The 15,908-nt window shown below is 63.2% G+C and carries 13 protein-coding genes and 1 pseudogene; 5 read left to right on the plus strand and 9 right to left on the minus strand.

Annotated features, from left to right (window positions below):
- The first annotated feature begins 92 nt into the window (after positions 1–92).
- From EGJ86_RS04090 to EGJ86_RS25065, 4 genes are all read left to right on the plus strand, one after another.
- A complete protein-coding gene (locus EGJ86_RS04090; RefSeq protein WP_125834163.1) occupies positions 93–1,046 on the plus strand; it encodes an AraC family transcriptional regulator in 954 nt (317 codons plus the stop codon).
- A 118-nt stretch (positions 1,047–1,164) separates the two neighbouring features.
- Positions 1,165–1,653, plus strand: a complete 489-nt coding sequence (locus EGJ86_RS04095; protein ID WP_125834164.1) for a carboxymuconolactone decarboxylase family protein — start codon at positions 1,165–1,167, stop codon at positions 1,651–1,653.
- 178 nt (positions 1,654–1,831) lie between these two features.
- Positions 1,832–3,991, plus strand: a complete 2,160-nt coding sequence (locus EGJ86_RS04100; protein WP_125834165.1) for a TonB-dependent receptor domain-containing protein — start codon at positions 1,832–1,834, stop codon at positions 3,989–3,991.
- A gap of 70 nt (positions 3,992–4,061) precedes the next feature.
- The gene (locus EGJ86_RS25065; protein ID WP_177432763.1) at positions 4,062–4,349 is read left to right on the plus strand and encodes a DUF3800 domain-containing protein; all 288 of its coding nucleotides are present in this window, start codon (positions 4,062–4,064) and stop codon (positions 4,347–4,349) included.
- Between the two features lie 26 nt (positions 4,350–4,375).
- Here the strand turns inward: EGJ86_RS25065 and EGJ86_RS04110 are convergent, their stop codons facing one another.
- Both EGJ86_RS04110 and EGJ86_RS04115 read right to left on the minus strand, forming a co-directional pair.
- Positions 4,376–5,239 (minus strand): AraC family transcriptional regulator, encoded by an 864-nt coding sequence (locus EGJ86_RS04110; RefSeq protein WP_125834166.1) that lies wholly within the window; start codon positions 5,237–5,239, stop codon positions 4,376–4,378.
- A gap of 129 nt (positions 5,240–5,368) precedes the next feature.
- The gene (locus EGJ86_RS04115) at positions 5,369–6,334 is read right to left on the minus strand and encodes an XdhC family protein (protein ID WP_125834167.1); all 966 of its coding nucleotides are present in this window, start codon (positions 6,332–6,334) and stop codon (positions 5,369–5,371) included.
- A 76-nt stretch (positions 6,335–6,410) separates the two neighbouring features.
- Here EGJ86_RS04115 and EGJ86_RS04120 point away from each other — a divergent pair, with 76 nt between their 5' ends.
- The gene (locus EGJ86_RS04120; protein WP_125834168.1) at positions 6,411–7,187 is read left to right on the plus strand and encodes an alpha/beta fold hydrolase; all 777 of its coding nucleotides are present in this window, start codon (positions 6,411–6,413) and stop codon (positions 7,185–7,187) included.
- Positions 7,188–7,376: 189 nt separating this feature from the next.
- On the opposite strand, the gene EGJ86_RS04130 is transcribed toward EGJ86_RS04120, so the two are convergent.
- From EGJ86_RS04130 to EGJ86_RS04160, 7 genes and pseudogenes are all read right to left on the minus strand, one after another.
- Positions 7,377–8,618 carry a benzoate/H(+) symporter BenE family transporter gene (locus EGJ86_RS04130; RefSeq protein ID WP_125834169.1) on the minus strand — a complete coding sequence of 414 codons (1,242 nt, stop codon included), beginning with the start codon at positions 8,616–8,618 and terminating at the stop codon, positions 7,377–7,379.
- An 83-nt stretch (positions 8,619–8,701) separates the two neighbouring features.
- On the minus strand, positions 8,702–9,505 hold the full coding sequence (locus tag EGJ86_RS04135) for an enoyl-CoA hydratase/isomerase family protein (RefSeq protein WP_125834170.1): 804 nt from the start codon (positions 9,503–9,505) through the stop codon (positions 8,702–8,704).
- Positions 9,506–9,529: 24 nt separating this feature from the next.
- Complete coding sequence (locus EGJ86_RS04140) at positions 9,530–11,059, minus strand: AMP-binding protein (RefSeq protein ID WP_125834171.1); 1,530 nt, start codon at positions 11,057–11,059, stop codon at positions 9,530–9,532.
- Positions 11,052–11,576: a (2Fe-2S)-binding protein gene (locus EGJ86_RS04145; RefSeq protein WP_125834172.1), complete on the minus strand. Its 525-nt coding sequence runs from the start codon at positions 11,574–11,576 to the stop codon at positions 11,052–11,054. Before EGJ86_RS04145 ends, EGJ86_RS04140 begins: the two co-directional genes overlap by 8 nt.
- Positions 11,560–12,387 carry a xanthine dehydrogenase family protein subunit M gene (locus EGJ86_RS04150; protein ID WP_125834173.1) on the minus strand — a complete coding sequence of 276 codons (828 nt, stop codon included), beginning with the start codon at positions 12,385–12,387 and terminating at the stop codon, positions 11,560–11,562. Before EGJ86_RS04150 ends, EGJ86_RS04145 begins: the two co-directional genes overlap by 17 nt.
- Positions 12,384–15,359, minus strand: a complete 2,976-nt coding sequence (locus tag EGJ86_RS04155) for a molybdopterin cofactor-binding domain-containing protein (protein ID WP_125834174.1) — start codon at positions 15,357–15,359, stop codon at positions 12,384–12,386. Before EGJ86_RS04155 ends, EGJ86_RS04150 begins: the two co-directional genes overlap by 4 nt.
- Positions 15,360–15,580: 221 nt before the next feature.
- A pseudogene (locus EGJ86_RS04160) lies at positions 15,581–15,899 on the minus strand (precorrin-6A synthase (deacetylating)); the annotation flags it as partial.
- Between the last annotated feature and the right edge of the window lie 9 nt (positions 15,900–15,908).

The following is a 15,908-nucleotide window of genomic DNA, read 5'->3' on the forward strand; positions in this document are numbered from 1 at the left end:
TTGCACATGAGAATAATTCTGAACAATGTTGCGCGCTTAGGGGAAAAGAAGGAAAAATTAGCCGCAACGAAACTTCCATCGGTCAAGCCAGCATGACGGTCTTCACCTGCGGTCAGCTCAGCGATGTCGCCCACACCTTGGGCGGCAACCTGCATTTCCAGCGCGAGCTACCGGGCGAACAGCCAGTGCTCGACGGCGAACAACAAGTGCAAGTGCTGAGCGAAGGCCTGGTGCTGTACTTCAGCCATAGCCGCGATCTGGTCGACGCCAGCAGCGACAACCGCCTGGCGCCGGGCATCACTGCCGCCTTCCTGCTGCAAGGCGAAGCCGAAGTCAGCCTGCCGCGCCAGCGCCTGCACTTCGATGCCCGCCCTGGCGGTCAGCGCGCCATGCTGGTCAACCTGACCGATAGCGACCAGTTCCAGCGCCACTGGCGCAGCGGCCGCGAAGAAACCAAGGTATGCCTGAGCATCACCCCGGACTGGCTGCAGCAGTTCGCCCTCGACAGCCAGCTGCGCAGCGACGCCCTGATGCGCTTCAGCCGCAGCCACTGGCACAACCTGCCCTGGCAACCCTCGGTGGACATCCTCCAACGTGCCCACCAGTTGCTCGAACGTGACGCGAGCCTGCCGCCGTTGATGCAACGCCTGCAACGCGAGAGCTTCGCCCTGGATCTGGCCTGCGACATCCTGCGCGGCATCGATGCGCCGCCGGAGAAACGCCTCGGCAGCCATCTCGAACGCTGCCTGGCGCGCCTCAAGGAATGGCTCGACAGCAGCGAGGCAGATGCCCTGAGCATCACCGACATGGCGCGCCAGCTCGGCACCAACCCGGTCGACCTGCAGAATGCCTTTCGCAGCCGCAACGGCACCACCATCGCCGCCTACCTGCGCCGCCAGCGCCTGGCCCGCGCTTATCAGGCCATGCGCCAGCAGGGCCTGTCAGTGGAGGATGCCGCCAATCTGGCCGGCTACGAGCACCTCAGCAGCTTCAGCGCCGCCTTCAAGCGCGAGTATGGTTTTCCGCCGTCGCAAGCCCGACGCTGAGCGAAGTGGATCAATCCGAATCTGCACAATTGGATCTATGTGACTGGGCCACCTCTGCGTAGATTCACCGCTACCGGGGCAGGCCGTCACGCCATCGCGCCCCTCAACGCGGATACGGATGATCACCATGAGCCAGCGCCTCGACTACTTCGCCCTCTCCCCCAAGGCTTCCGGCAAATACGCCGAGTTCTCCATGCTGCTGACCCGCAGCCCGTTCCTCGCGCCGCTGGCCCACCTGGTTATGCTGCGCGCCTCGCAGATCAACGGCTGCGCCTTCTGCGTCGACATGCACGTGAAGGAAGCGAAGATCCATGGCGACCGCGAACTGCGCATGCACCATGTCGCCGTGTGGCGCGAATCGCCGCTGTTCTCCGCGCAGGAGCGCGCCGCGCTGGAGTGGACGGAAGCCCTGACCCAGCTGTCGCCGCACGGCGTGTCCGACGCCATCTACGCCAGCGTGCGCGAGCAGTTCTCCGAGCAGGAACTGTCGGAGCTGACTTTCCTGGTGGTCGCCATCAACGGCTGGAACCGCCTCAACGTGGCCTTCCGCACCGTGCCCGGCTCCGCCGACAAGCAGTTCGGTCTGGACAAGGCCGGCCTGGCCTGAGGGTTATCCACAGGGGCGGTCACCAGTCGCGCGGCCGCCCTGCTTCTCCCTGAGCGGCCCGCTGCACAGCACGGGCAAAACCGGCATGATGTGCCCCCGCGCCAGCACCGCGCTGGCGTGACGAATCCTCGTCGGCCTCCATCAGACACACTCGCCGCCCGCTCAACGGAGCCCTTGCATGCTGCCCCTGCCGTTTTCCCGTCCTCCTGCCCGCATCACACTGCTCGCCCTCGCCTGCCTGAGCGGCCACAGCGCCTTCGCCGATGAGCCCGTGCAACTCGATTCACTGCAGGTCACCGGCGAACAGGTAAGTGAAGTAGAGGCCGCGCGCGAGGAGCTCAAGCGCGTCCCTGGGGCCACCAATGTGGTGGATATGGCCAAGGTCGAGCAGGGCCGCGTGGCCGGCGTCGCCGACGTACTGGCCTACCAGCCCGGCGTCTACGCACAGTCACCCGGCAACGAAGGCGTGAAGATCAGCGTGCGTGGCTCGGGCATCAACCGTGGCCCCGGCTCACATGCTTCCGGCACCCATATCATGCTCGACGGCCTGCCACTGACCGGCCCCGGCGGCACGCCCTACGAACTGCTGGAACCGCTGTGGATAAGTCGCGCCGAAGTATTACGCGGCGCCAACGGCTTCGACCGGGGTTCGCTGGCCCTGGGCGGCGCCATCGACTACATCACCCACACCGGCTACACCGCGCCCAAGCTGCAACTGCGCTATGAAGCAGGCAGCCGTGGCTACCAGAAGCGCAGCATCGCCTCCGGCCAGGTGCTGGGCGATTTCGACTACTACTTCGCCCTCACCGACAGCGAAACCGACGGCTATCAGGATCATTCCTCAGGCAAGGGCAAAGGCGTCGCCGCCAACTTCGGCTACCGCCTCAACGAGAACCTGGAGACGCGCTTCTACCTGCGTTACCGCGAAACCGAGCACGAAGTACCGGGCCGCCTGACCAAGGCGCAGATCGAGCATAACCCACGTGCCGCTGCGGCCAACAACCTGCGTATCGACGCTTACCGCGATCAACCTGGCAGTACCTGGCTGGCCAACAAGACCACCTGGCAGATCGACGACGACTCGACCCTGGTGGCGGGCCTGGCTTATCACCACTACCCGATGGATATCGTCGAGAACAGCTCGCCGAATGGAAACACCTACCGCGTCCGCGTGGACTACAGCGACGTCAGTGGCACGCTGAACTACACCCACCGGCACACCCTGTTCGGCTTGGACAGCACCACCACCATCGGCTGGCGCACCACCACCACGCTGCCCAGCAGCAAGTCGAAGGAAAATGCCGCATTACCGATCACAGTGACACCTGTTGTCGGCGCTCGGGTGAACTACCCGGCCGGCACGCTGATGCGCGCCTACGAACACCTGGGTTCGGACACCGTGCTGCATATCGGCAACGAGCTGGAGCTAACGCCCGACCTGTGGCTGACCAGTGGCCTGGCGCTGATTCATACCCGCCGCGAAGTGCAGGTAACCTGGCCAGCCACCGACGACAAGCTCGACGAAAGCACCTGGGACTACGCACCGCGCATCGGCCTGCGCTACCAGCTCAACCCCGATGTGCAGCTATTCGGCAATATCAGCCGCTCGGTGGAACCGCCACATGCCTGGTCGATGATCTGGAGCTCGCCACTACGCTTCCCGGCCAGTAACCAGCCGTACGCGTCCCGCCAGCGCGCACCGATCTCCATGGACAACCAGACCGCCACCACCTTCGAAGTCGGCGGGCGCGGTGATTCCGCACTGGGCCAGTGGGAGCTCACCTACTACTACTCGCAGGTACGCCACGAGCTGCTCACCGTCGAGATCGAGAACAACGTCTTCGCCGAATCCAACGCCAGCCCCACCGTGCATCAGGGCATCGAAGCCGGCCTGACCAGCCCGCTGTGGCAAGGCGGCGCGGCCGGCGCCTTGAGCCTGCGCCAGGCTTACACCTTCAGTGATTTCCACTACCGCGATGACGACGAATTCGGCAGTAACCGCCTGCCCGGCTTACCGCGCCACTACTACCAAGCCGAGGTGCGCTACGACCACCCGAGCGGCTTCTACGCCGGCCTCAATACCCAGTACGCCTCCAAGGTCGCGGTGGACTATGCCAACAGCTACTACGCCGATGCCTACGCCACCTTCGGCGCCACCCTCGGCTATGCCTCGCCAAAGGACGACTGGCAGGCCTGGCTCGACCTGCGCAACCTGACCAACAAACGCTACGCCGCCACCGTGACGCCGGGCTATAACGACAAGGGTGCGGACGCGGCGCGCTCCACACCTGGGGAAGGGTTTGGGGTGTATACGGGAATGTCTTGGAGTTGGTTGTAAGCGGCTGAGACAAAGTCATCCGTTACACGACTGCTACTATCGAGTTAACCATCGTATAAGCAGGCCAAGGATGACGGATAAAAACGATCAGGTATCAATCTCTCCACTGCCAGGGCAGTTGCCGCTATTCCCCGGTTCAGTAGATACGCCAAGTGTGCCGGCCGAACGAGAATTGCCGGAGAAGCAGTTCAGCAAATATGTCGTTTATGTAGACGAAAGCCGCGATCACGGGCTGGAAAGTATTGATCCCAATTACCCGGTTTTCGTTCTCACTTTCTGCGCTTCCACAAAAATCACTATGCGCAGCGTGTCGTGCCCTCAATCGACGGCCAGGACAGATACCTGCATCTGCCGCTGAAAAATGAGCTCATCACTGCATCGTCCTCACTCCCTGAGACTCGGATTGTAGCTATCGACTACCCGCCGATACTGGCTTGGGGATGCGCCGATATGCTGCCTGAAGAACCGCGTGAAGTGACCCTGCTCGGAAAAACCAAGGCTCTCGGCGAGCTGGCCAAGGGTGCCGCTTCGCTCGCGCTCCAACCAGAGGAAAGCGCGGCGCATACGCGCATCGTTGAGCATCAGAGCGGGCGTCATGCCGGTATCCTTGCGAAACAGCGTGAAGAAGTGCGCACGGGACAACCCCGCAGTCTGTGCCGCGTTGCCAATGCAATCGGGATCATCGAGATGACTTTGCAGATAGTCACAGGCGCGGCGAATACGCGTATCGCGAAAACCCTGGAACACCTGGGCGCCAAGACGGCGTAGCTGCCGCCATTGCGAGTAATCCTCGATCAGTCCGATAAGGAAATCGAACAGCAAGAACTCGATGCGTTCACGCGGCACCAGCCCGACACTGCAGGCCTCTGCGATCAACTGATCAGCCATTGCCCGGTTCTTGCTACTCAGCTCGATGCATGGCTGCACGAAAAAGCCCGGGTGCGCGCTCAATGCCAAGGATTGCTGCGCCTCGGCCAGCCAGGCAGGTTCAATATAGAGCGCGAGGATCTGTGTCTGCTCAGCGCCCGATTGAAAGTCGTAATAATGAGGTTGCCAGGCATTGACCAGCACCGCGCAGCGATCGGTCAAAGGCACCTGACGGCCATTGACGTTGAAGAAGGTATCCGCGCCGGATGCCTTTATCAGTACATGGCACTCATGATGTGAGTGAGTGACCAGAGGGCGATCCATGTCAAGCAGAGCGACCCGACCGAATTTGCCGTGAAAGACCCGCTGTGCGACAGACATTGCTAACTCCTTCCGACTCGATGGATCGACGGCGTGCTGGGTGACTCACAGTAACTCACATTAGCGATGCGGTGGTTATCCGTCTGGATACCGGCTGCAGCACTCACGGATCGACAAGGATCAATTGCTTCAGAGTTCATCGCGCGCCTTGCCATGGTATACCCGCAAGACATCGGCAATCACCGAGAGCGCGATCTCGGCCGGAGTCTTGCTGCCAAGGTCGAGACCTATAGGCATATGGATACGCGCAATCTGCTCCTCGTTCAAGCCACCCACCCGAGCCAGGCGTTCAGCACGACGGGCGGACGTCTGCCGCGAGCCCATGGCTCCGATATAGAACGCTGGCGTGCGTACCGCCTCCATCAGGGCCAGGTCATCGATACGCGGGTCATGAGTGAGGGCGACCACCGCGGTGGCTTCATGGCAATTCCCGGCGGCAATGAATTCTGATGGCGTCCGCGGGTAGAACCGGGCGCCCTGGGGAGCATGCCCGCTCATCTCCTCCCGTGGGTCACAGGCGATCACCTCGCAGCCAATGGCGCGAGCGAAGCTGGCACAGTACTCGGCCACGGGCGACAGACCGGCCAGCACCAGGCGCAGTGCTGGGCCGACACGGACACGCACTTGTTCCGCGTGCACCTGAGTAGCTTCACCCCCCAGATCGAGCGCCAGTGAGAATTTACCGCTCGTGAGATCGAGCTCGCGAACCAGCCGACGCTGGCCAAGCAGAGCAGCACTGACATCCTGCAGATGATTAAGCCAGTGCTCGTCAGGCAGCCGATGTTCGACCAGAACCTGAAGGATGCCGCCGCACGGCAGTCGTAAGCGCTGACGCTCGTCGTCGCTCTCGCCATAGCGAACGATCTGTGCCGGCGCCTGCAGCTCACCGCGTGCCAGCGCTTCGAGAAAAGCCTCCTCAACGCAACCACCGGACAGCGAGCCGACGAACTGGCCGTCCGCGCGTGCCACCAACATCGCACCGGGCGCCCGTGGCGCCGAACCATAGGTGGAAAGCACAGTACACAACCAGAGCGGATGCCCATCGCGCGCCCACTGCAAGGCGCTATCCATCACGTGAAGGTCAAGCTGGCGCATGTTCAACGCTCCCTCGCCGGACCCAGCGTGAAAATCGGTTAACCTTCGCCTCTTCAGTCAGACAGGCTTCCACGTAATGACGCATCGGCAGTTTCTCCAGACCCGCATATCCCGTCTTGAATACCAGCTTCTGCGGCCAGCAGATCAGGGACCTGTGCTCGTGTTGCTGCATGAGGGGCTTGGCAGTCTTGACCTGTGGAAAGACTTTCCAGCGCAACTGGCCGATGCCTGTGCCGCGCCAGTACTGGTCTACAGCCGGCAGGGCTATGGTCGCTCGAGCCCGGTGAGGCTGCCGCGTCCACTCGACTACCTGAGCCAGGACGGGCCGCAGGAACTCGAACATGTGCTTGATGGCCTGGCACTCGATCAGGTGATTCTGGTCGGTCACAGCGACGGAGCCTCCATCGCCCTCGCCTACGCGGCTCGCCAGGACCCACGGGTGAAGGGCGTCGTGGTACTGGCACCGCATGTAGACGTCGAGCCTGCCAGCGTCGCTGGCGTGCGCCGCACGGTCCAGGCATACACCCGCGGCGACCTGCACGAACGTCTGCGTGCCTACCACGGCAGCAACCTCGAGGGCGCCTTCCACGGCTGGAGCGACACCTGGCTCAACCCGGACTTCGCCACCTGGAATCTCCACACGGCCCTGCCTCTCATTCAAGTGCCCGTACTCGCCATCCAGGGTGATAACGACGAATTCGCCACCCCGGCCCAGTTGCAAAACCTCGCGTCCATGGTAAGTGGCCCATGCCGCACGCTGCTGCTTGAACACTGCCGGCACTTTCCGCAGAACCAGGCCCGCGCTCGCGTGCTGGAGCTGATCGATGAGTTCCGGGCAACGCTGGATCGCTGAAGCACCCAACGCCTAACGAATGACCACGGCGCTCATGTTCATCAGCGCTCACAGGTGCTCGCCTCGACTTCGTCGAGGGCGGGCAGGTATTCCGGCGTTTCGCGCCAACATTTGACCACGCCGAGCTCGATATCGAACATACTTTAAGACGTGCGCGGTGTGTCGTTACTCGACGACGGCAGCGCGACTTTAGGCGGCCTGCTCACGGTGCAACTCGCCGAGCACCCAGGACACCGCCACGCCGATCACCAGCGCCCAGAACGGCGCGCTGATACCGAACAGGCTGAACTTGCTCATGGCCACCACTAGGGCGACAAATGCACCGATCTGGCAACCGGTATCTTTGTGGAAGGCCTGCTGCAACGAGCTGAGCAACACGCCGATCATCGCCAGGCCGGCGACCACCAGGATCAACTCACGCGGCAAGGTGAGGATGAACGGCACGGCGATACCGGCGAATACGCCAAACAGGGCGAACAGCACGCCATTGACCAGGGTCGCCCCGTAGCGTTGACGCGGATCGTCGCCGGCCTGCTCGGAACCGCAGATCGCCGTCATCGGCCCGGCGATATTGGCGTTGTGTCCGCCCAACAGCCCGGCCAGCATGCCGCCCACGCCGCTCACCACGGTCATCGCATTGACCGGAGGCTTGTAGCCCTCGACCATCAGTACACCGGTGGCCTGGGCATTCTCGGCACCGATTACCAGCGCCGCCAGCGGCACCGATATGGCAAAGAAGGTCTCCAGGGTGAACATGGGCGCGGTGAAAGCCGGCATTACGAAGGCGATGTCCACATCCGCCGGTTTCAGCAGGCCCAGAGCCAGGGCCGCGGCGAAGCCCACCAGCCCGGCAGCCAGCACCGGCGGCACCGCCTTGAAGAAGCGCATGACCAGGAAGTAGGTCAGCGCCGCCAGACCGGCCATTAGCGGAACGCTGCCGACCGCTTCTACCGCACCGACGCCGAAGCGGATCATCGCCCCGGCGATCATCGCCATGACGATGGGCATCGGCAGCCAGCGCATCAACTTGCCGATCACCCCGCTCAAGCCGAGCAGCAAGACCAGCGCGCCGCTCATGATGAAAGCGCCGACCGCCTGGCGAAAATCCAGACCGGCAAGTGCCGCGATCATGATCGCCGCGCCAGGAATCGAATAAGCGCCGCAGATCGGCTGGCGGTAGCGCAGCGCCATGCCGATGCTGATCAGTCCGCCGAGCACGTAGATGGCGAATAGCCAGGCAACCGTCTGGCCATTGCTCAATTGGCCGGCTTCGGCGGCGCTGATGACGATCAGCGCCGGCCCGGAACAGCCGAACAGCGCGGCTACTACCCCGGCGCTGACCGACTTGAGGTTGATTGCCTCTCGGATTGAGTAGCCCGATGAGGCGCCGGAAGTTGGTGCAGTATCAGTGTTTGCTTGTTTGCCAATCATGACCCGTTCTCCGCGATTGTTGTTGTAATGCGGTACAGCCATTGTCTGCCGAGGCCTGCCGCAGGCAAGCCCCGACGGGAAGGTTACTCGCCGCGGAATACCGCCGGGCGCTTGCTGTGGAACGCCTCGACGCCTTCCTTGAAGTCATGCGAGCTGCGCAGGCGGCTGTAGCAGTGGCCCTCCATCTCGATGGCCACCTTCAGCGGTGCGTCCTCGTTGTCGTTGATCAGCTTCTTCGCGGTGCGCTGGGCCAGCGGTGAGAAGCGGCGCAGCTCGTCGACCAGCGCGTCGACCGTGCTTTCCAGCTCGGTGTCCGGTACGCATTCGGTGACGAAGCCCCAGTCATAGGCCTGCTGACCGCTGACACGTTTGGCACGCATGACCATGTGCTTGGTGCGGGTGATGCCGATCATCTTCTGCAGACGCGCCGAACCGCCGGAGCCCGGGATCTGCCCGAGATTCTGTTCCGGTAGCGCGTAGCGCGCGGTTTCCGAAGCGATGCGGAAGTCGCAGGCCAGCGACAACTCGAAGCCCACGCCAAAGGTGTAGCCACGGTTGGCAACGATCACCGGCTTGCTGCAGCGTTCTGGCGCGGCGACGTTCCAGGCCAGCTTGGAAACATGCTCCGGCGATGCTTCCAGGAAGCCCTTGATGTCGCCGCCACTGGAGAAATGCTCGCCCTGGGCGCGCAACACGATCACGCGAACGCCAGGATGCGCATCCAGCGCCTCGAATACCTGGCGCAGCGTTTCGCGCTGGCTCATGGCAATGACGTTGTACGGTGGGCGGCCGAGGATGATGTCGGCACGTTCACGAGCGGTGTCGACCTCAACGTTGAAGCCGTCGAATGGGTTGTTCAGGAACTGCTCAATCTCGGTGGTATTCATGGTCTTTCCTCTCGTCTAATGGGGTCAGCTGTCAGCCTTGAGCTCGCCGTACTGGGCGAGCAGTACGCGGCGCAGGATCTTGCCGACCGGGGATTTTGGAATCTGCTCGATGAATTCGTAGCGACGCGGGCGCTTGAAACGGGCCAGGCCGGAAGTGACGCAGTGGGTGTCTAGTTCTGCTTCGCTGACCGGGTGGCGCAACTTGATGAAAGCGGCGATCAGCTTGCCCCATTGCTCGTCGGGCAACCCGACCACCGCGACTTCCTCTACTGCTGGGTGCAGCGACAAGACGTTCTCGATTTCCGCCGGGCTGACGTTCTCGCCACCGGTGATGATCAGGTCATCAACACGACCGGTGACGAACAGGTCGCCTTCCTCATCGAAGAATCCGGTGTCACCGGTGAAGTACCAGCCGTCACGCAGCGACTTGTCATCCGCGTCGGGACGCTTCCAGTACCCCTCAAAGGCCTCGTCGCTGGCCAGGTCGGCGATGATCTGGCCCTCCTCGTTGGGCCTGGCGACCTCGTCTGGTGAGCGAGCGTCCAGACCGACCACGCGAATCCGCTGATTCAATGCGCAGCGGCCGGACGAACCTGGCTTGCGCGCCGCATTCTGGTCGATGGTGAATGTGTAAATCTCCGAGCTGCCGTAGTGATTGACGAACAGCTCCGGCTGAAACGCTGCCTCGACCCGACGCATCAGACCGTCGCTCATCGGCGCTCCCGCAAAGCCGATCTTGCGCACGCTGGCGACCCGTTGAGGGCTGAACTCCGGGTGCTCGATGAGCATGTGGTACAGCGTCGGTACCAGATAGAGGTTGCTGATTTTCTCGCGCTCGATGGCATCGAGCGTGGCCTGAACGTCGAACTTCGGTACGCAGACGAAGTGGCCATCGATCAGCGTCATGGACAACAGCGAGCGCACACCCATGGTGTGGTACAGCGGCATCACCCCCAGCGTGCACTCCTCGTGGCCGTAGAGGTTCTGCGCCACATGCGCCACGGCTGCCGCACGTTCGACACGGTGCCGACGCGGTACGCCCTTGGGCCGGCTGGTGGTGCCTGAGGTATAGAGCATCAGCGACCAGTCTTCCGGGCTGGCGCGCAGAATGGTCTGCGCCGGCGCCTCGGCGCATAGCTGTTCGAAACTCAGGGCGCTCTCGTCTGCCAGTTCGCCAACGCTGACGCAGGGAATTCGCAGCTGGCCAGCGCCACGTACAGCCTCGACCGAGGAATCGTCGTGGATCAGTGCCCGGGCATCGGCATCCTCCAGACACCAGCTCAGATCATCCGCCGTGCAACGCCAGTTCAGCGGCGTCATGACGATGCCACTGAACTGGCAGGCCCAGTGCAACGTCGCCATCTGCCAGTTGTTCTGCATCACTGCCACCAGACGATCGCCCTTGGCGAGCCCGAGACGCTGCAGCCCGTGGGCGGCACGCTGAATGTCGGCAAACCATTGTTCGTAGGTTTTTCTCAACGCGCCGTCGCTGATCGCAATCGCACCCGGGCGGCGCTCGACTGCGGCAAGAAAGCTGCGTCCTAAATCAAACATGGGTGTTCTCCAAGGCTTCTTGTTGTTGTAAGGCCTGGCGCTGCAGCGCCACCTCCAGCACGGCCTGAACCATTCCCGTGTAACCGGTACAGCGGCACAGGTGGCCGGACAGCATGTCGCGTACTCGAGCCTCATCGGGCTGGGGCACGCGTTCGAGGAACTCCACGCAGGACATCAAGATGCCGCTGGTGCAGAAACCACACTGCAGCGCGTGGTGGCGGCTGAATGCCTGCTGCAGATCGCTCATCACCTCATCGCGCGCCAGCGACTCGACAGTGTCGATGCTCCGTTCGTGCGCCTGCACCGCAAGCATCAGGCAGGAGCGCGAGGCAACGCCGTCGACCAGCACCGTGCATGCACCGCAAACACCGTGTTCGCAGCCGACATGCACGCCGGTGGCGCCGAGCTCGTGGCGGAGGAAATCGCACAGCTGCATGCGCGGCTCGGCATGCCCCTGGCGCATACGCCCGTTGAGTTGCAGGCGAACGGGAAAACGTTGGTCAACTGGCGCGCGCATGGTCCTGTTCCTCGATGAGTTGGCGGCCGAGCTCGCGTACCAGATGACGTCGATACGCCGCGCTGGCATGTACGTCGTCCTGTGCGCCGAGCGACCAGGCGAAGGCGTTGAGTGCCTCGGGCAATTGCGCACCGCGCGGCAGGTGGCGCAGCACCGGGCGGTCGGAAACACCCCCGACGCCAAGCTCGACGCTGTCTTCGCGGATGCAGGCGGCCAGGGCCACCAGGGCGAAGTCGCCATGACGCATGGCCACTTCACGGAAGCGATAGCGCACTTGCGGATCGGCCAGCGGGAAGCGCACCTCGCTGACCAACTCGTCCGCACGCCGCGCGGTGGTCAGCACGCCCTGGAAGAATTCCGCCGCCGCTATTTCGCGGCGCTTGCCCTTGAGCGATTCGAGCACCACAAGGCCGCCGAGGGTGACCAGGCACAGCGGGATCTCAGCGCTGGGGTCGGCATGCGCCACAGAGCCGCACACAGTGCCACGGTTACGGGTCTGGAAATGGCCGATCCAGGGCAGCGCGCGGGCCAGCAGTGGCACCTCGTCGGCCAGGCTGGCGCGGTCCATCAGCTCGACCTGGCGCACCGCAGCACCGACGCACAGGTGGCCGCGCTCGACGTTGAGGTGGTGCAGGTCACCGGCGTGGTTGATGTCGACCAGCACTTTTGGCTGCGCCAGGCGCATGTTGAGTACCGCCATCAACGACTGGCCGCCGGCGATGATTCGGGCCTGCTCACCATGCTCGGCAAGGATTTCCAGGGCTTCGCGCTTACTGGCGGCGCGAACGTATTCGAATGCGGCCGGCTTCATTGCCCACCTCCGTTGCCGAACAGCTGGAGCAGGCGCTGCCATAGCCCAAGGCGCATCGGCGCTCCGCTCAGGCGCTGTGCCAGGCGAGTGAAGATTTGCCCGATGATGACTTTCGAGGCGCTCTGCAACATGCGCCCACCGACCGCGGCGACCTTGCCACTGACCGCCGCCTCGTATGCGTATTCGAGACGGGTATGGCCGTTGTCCAGTTCGATGAAACGTACCTTCGCACTGCCGGTGGCCGAGCCCATCGGGCTATTGCCAGAGCCAGACAGCTTCAGCGAATGCGGCGGATCGAGATCGGTCAGCCCGACCTTCGCGGCAAAGCGCGCGCGGATCATGCCGACGCCCACGGTAACGTCGGCGCGGTAGTGGTTCTCGCCTTCCACCTCCAGGGCGTGACAGCCAGGAATGATCGACTTCAAGGTGTCCGGGTCGAGCAGAGCGTCGTATACCTCTTGTGGCGAGGCGGGAATTTCCACCGAATCCTCGGCCTGCAGCGTCGAGCCGCCGGCCACTTTCGGCGTATCCAGCGTCATTCCCTCGGGTGCAGCCGGCTCGTCGATGCCGATCATGCTGCGCACCCGTGACGGCGTGAGCGGCAGGCGGATATCGGAACGGCCGAGCGCATCCGCCACCGCGTTGGCGATGCATACCGGGGTGCTCATGTTGTTGCCTTCACCGACACCCTTGGCACCCAGCGGGGTGAAGGGGGATGGTGTCTCCATGTGCAGGATCACGGGCTCCACCGCTTCGGGAGCCGTGGGCACCAGATAATCGGCGAAGGTACCGGAGAGGAAACTGCCGTCACTGGCGTAGGCGAATTCCTCCATCAGCGCGACGCCCAGAGCCTGGGTGAAGCCGCCACGGATCTGGCCATCGACCAGCATCGGATTGAGAATGCGCCCGGCATCGTGGCAGGTCACGTAGCGGTCGATGTGGACCTCACCGGTGATGCGATCGATCTCCACCGCGCAGATGTCGAAGATGAAGCCGTAGCACAACGAGCTGTTGATGCAGTCCTCATCACTCGGCGCAGTCAGCTGAGGCGGGCTCCAGAATGCCGTCTCGCGCAAGCCACCACGCTCACCCTCGGGCAGCAGGCCGGGAGACCAGTGGGTAGCGCCCGCAATACGATGGAATGCCTGGCTCGGCCCACCCTCGACGAATACCTTGCCACCAGCGAAACGCACATCCTCGGCTTGCACCTGCCACATCGATGCGGCGATGCCTGCCATCCGCTCGCGAATACGCATCGCGGCGTTGTATACCGAACCGGCGACGGCACCGGCGAAGCGGCTCGAATAATTGCCAGAAGCGATCGACCAGGCATCCTTGCCAGTGTCCAGCTCCACATTGACACTGATCCCCTCGAGCGCCACACCCAGCACCTCAGCGACGACCTGCGCGACAACGGTCTGGTGCCCCTGCCCCTGTGGCGTCGAAGACACGTGTACGGAGACATCACCGAGCGGGCCAACACTGACCGTGGCCGTGCTCACCGCGCCGTTCTTCGGGCCCGCCTTGCGCCGCTCCTCGGGCGTCATCGCCGTGGTGATATAGCCCATATTGGAGATCGACGGTTCCACGGCCGCGGTATAACCGATGCCGTAGATGCGCCCCTCAGCCCGCGCCTGGTCACGACGGCGCAACAGCTCATCCAGCCCACCATCGCGTACTGCAAGATCGACTGCTGCCGGATAGTCGCCGGAATCGAGCAATGCTCCGGCGGCAGCGCGATAGGGAAACGCGTCCGCCGGCACCAGATTGCGCCGGATCACATCGAGCGGGTCTAGCTCCAGTTCGACGGCAATCTGGTGCATCACACGCTCAAGCGAAAAATACACCTGGCCGCCGCCGAAGCCGCGGTTCAGGCCACTCGGCACCTTATTGGTCAGCACCACGCGATTGCGTACCAGCAGATTGCGAATCGCATAAGCCCCCGTCAGGTTGCCGTGCATGCGATAGAACGTGGCCGGCTCCGGCGCGCGCAGGTAACCACCGCAGTCGTCGATCTGATCGTACTTGAGCGCCAGCACGCGACCGTCAGCCTCTACCGCTGCCTCGATCTCGCAGACCCGGTTGGTGGCGCTGGAGGAGGCCTGCAGATGCTCGAGACGATCTTCGACCCACTTCACCGGAGCGCCCACCTTGCGCGCCGCCAGCCCCATGAGCACGACGTAGGGAAATACGCCCTGCTTGATGCCGAAACTGCCGCCCGAGTCCGGCGGAGTACGCATACGCAGGCGATTGCCGGGCACGTTCAGCGCGCGCGCCATCACCGAGTGCAGGGCATAAGGCCCCTGGAAATTGGAGAGCACTTCATAGGTGCCGGTCGCTGGCTGGTACTGCCCAAGAACGACATAACACTCGATTGGCGTGCAGGAGTTACGCGGGAAATGAACCTTGATCGAGACCCGCCGCGCGGCCTTGGCGAAGGCTTCCTCGGGCTCGCCGTAGCGGAAGTGCCGCTCGTTGACCACGTTGCTGCCGACCGCCTCGTGCAGCACCGGCGCGTCCTCGGCGGTGGCCGCTTCCGGATCGACGACCGCCGGCAGCGGCTCGTATTCCACCTGCACCGCGTCCAGCGCGTCCTCGGCCAGGTAGCGGTCTTCAGCGATCACCACGCAGACCGGCTCGCCGACGTAGCGAACCTTGTCCACGGCCAGACACCAATGCTCCATGGGCGCACGCACGCCAACCGGGAACGGGTTGGCCCAACGCTTGACGTCCTCGCTGGTCAGCACACCGTGCACACCGGGCATGCTCAAGGCTGCCGAGGCATCGACCGAAAGCACTCGGGCGTGGGCATGAGGCGAACGAACGATAGCGGCGTGCAGCGTACCTGGTGGCGTCGCCATATCGTCGGCATAGCGACCCAGACCACGCAGCAGGGCAGCATCTTCAACGCGGGTCTGACTGCGTCCGATATGGCAGGTGACGGGTTCGGCGTCGCTCTGGTGCATGTTCATGGGCAAGCTCTTGTTCTTATGTGTGAAGCGATTGCCCTCGATTCTCTGCAAGCGCCCCGCGAAGCGCCTTGCCCAGCGCTACTCGTTTATGCGTTTGAGTCGGAAAATTTGCCTTTGAGTCTGATTGAAAGCTCAACCGAGATGATTTCGGCCATGAATAAGAAGCGTCGAAACAAACCTACAGGGCGGACAGGATTCCTCTCGCCTACAGACCCAGCGCTTCACTGCCCCGCTGAACCTTCCTTGCGCAGCAGATAACTATCCATGATCCAGCCATTACGCTCACGCGCTGCGGCACGGGTCATGACGATGCGTTCGGCCATCTCATCCAGCGAGCCGGCAATGAGGATTTCATCGGCCGTACCGACGTATGCCCCACAGTAGATATGCAGCCCCTGGCCGACGAAGCGACGGTAGGTGTCCTTGGCGTCAAGCATCACCGCCACGCTGTCCACACCCTGTGGCCAGCTTTCGGCGGGCAGTGGTGATTTCCACTGCGCGGCCGATGCTGTTGAGCAGGATGCGGTAACACGCGTGCAACTTCACGCC

This window comes from Pseudomonas sp. o96-267, from assembly GCF_003935465.1.
GTDB classification, from domain to species: Bacteria; Pseudomonadota; Gammaproteobacteria; order Pseudomonadales; family Pseudomonadaceae; genus Aquipseudomonas; species Aquipseudomonas sediminis.

Coding starts and splice junctions, on each gene's coding strand:
- EGJ86_RS04090 (WP_125834163.1), top strand. CDS start 93: ATGACGGTCTTCACCTGCGGTCAGCTCAGCGATGTCGCCCACACCTTG.
- EGJ86_RS04095 (WP_125834164.1), top strand. CDS start 1,165: ATGATCACCATGAGCCAGCGCCTCGACTACTTCGCCCTCTCCCCCAAG.
- EGJ86_RS04100 (WP_125834165.1), top strand. CDS start 1,832: ATGCTGCCCCTGCCGTTTTCCCGTCCTCCTGCCCGCATCACACTGCTC.
- EGJ86_RS25065 (WP_177432763.1), top strand. CDS start 4,062: ATGACGGATAAAAACGATCAGGTATCAATCTCTCCACTGCCAGGGCAG.
- EGJ86_RS04110 (WP_125834166.1), bottom strand. CDS start 5,239: ATGTCTGTCGCACAGCGGGTCTTTCACGGCAAATTCGGTCGGGTCGCT.
- EGJ86_RS04115 (WP_125834167.1), bottom strand. CDS start 6,334: ATGCGCCAGCTTGACCTTCACGTGATGGATAGCGCCTTGCAGTGGGCG.
- EGJ86_RS04120 (WP_125834168.1), top strand. CDS start 6,411: ATGACGCATCGGCAGTTTCTCCAGACCCGCATATCCCGTCTTGAATAC.
- EGJ86_RS04130 (WP_125834169.1), bottom strand. CDS start 8,618: ATGATTGGCAAACAAGCAAACACTGATACTGCACCAACTTCCGGCGCC.
- EGJ86_RS04135 (WP_125834170.1), bottom strand. CDS start 9,505: ATGAATACCACCGAGATTGAGCAGTTCCTGAACAACCCATTCGACGGC.
- EGJ86_RS04140 (WP_125834171.1), bottom strand. CDS start 11,059: ATGTTTGATTTAGGACGCAGCTTTCTTGCCGCAGTCGAGCGCCGCCCG.
- EGJ86_RS04145 (WP_125834172.1), bottom strand. CDS start 11,576: ATGCGCGCGCCAGTTGACCAACGTTTTCCCGTTCGCCTGCAACTCAAC.
- EGJ86_RS04150 (WP_125834173.1), bottom strand. CDS start 12,387: ATGAAGCCGGCCGCATTCGAATACGTTCGCGCCGCCAGTAAGCGCGAA.
- EGJ86_RS04155 (WP_125834174.1), bottom strand. CDS start 15,359: ATGAACATGCACCAGAGCGACGCCGAACCCGTCACCTGCCATATCGGA.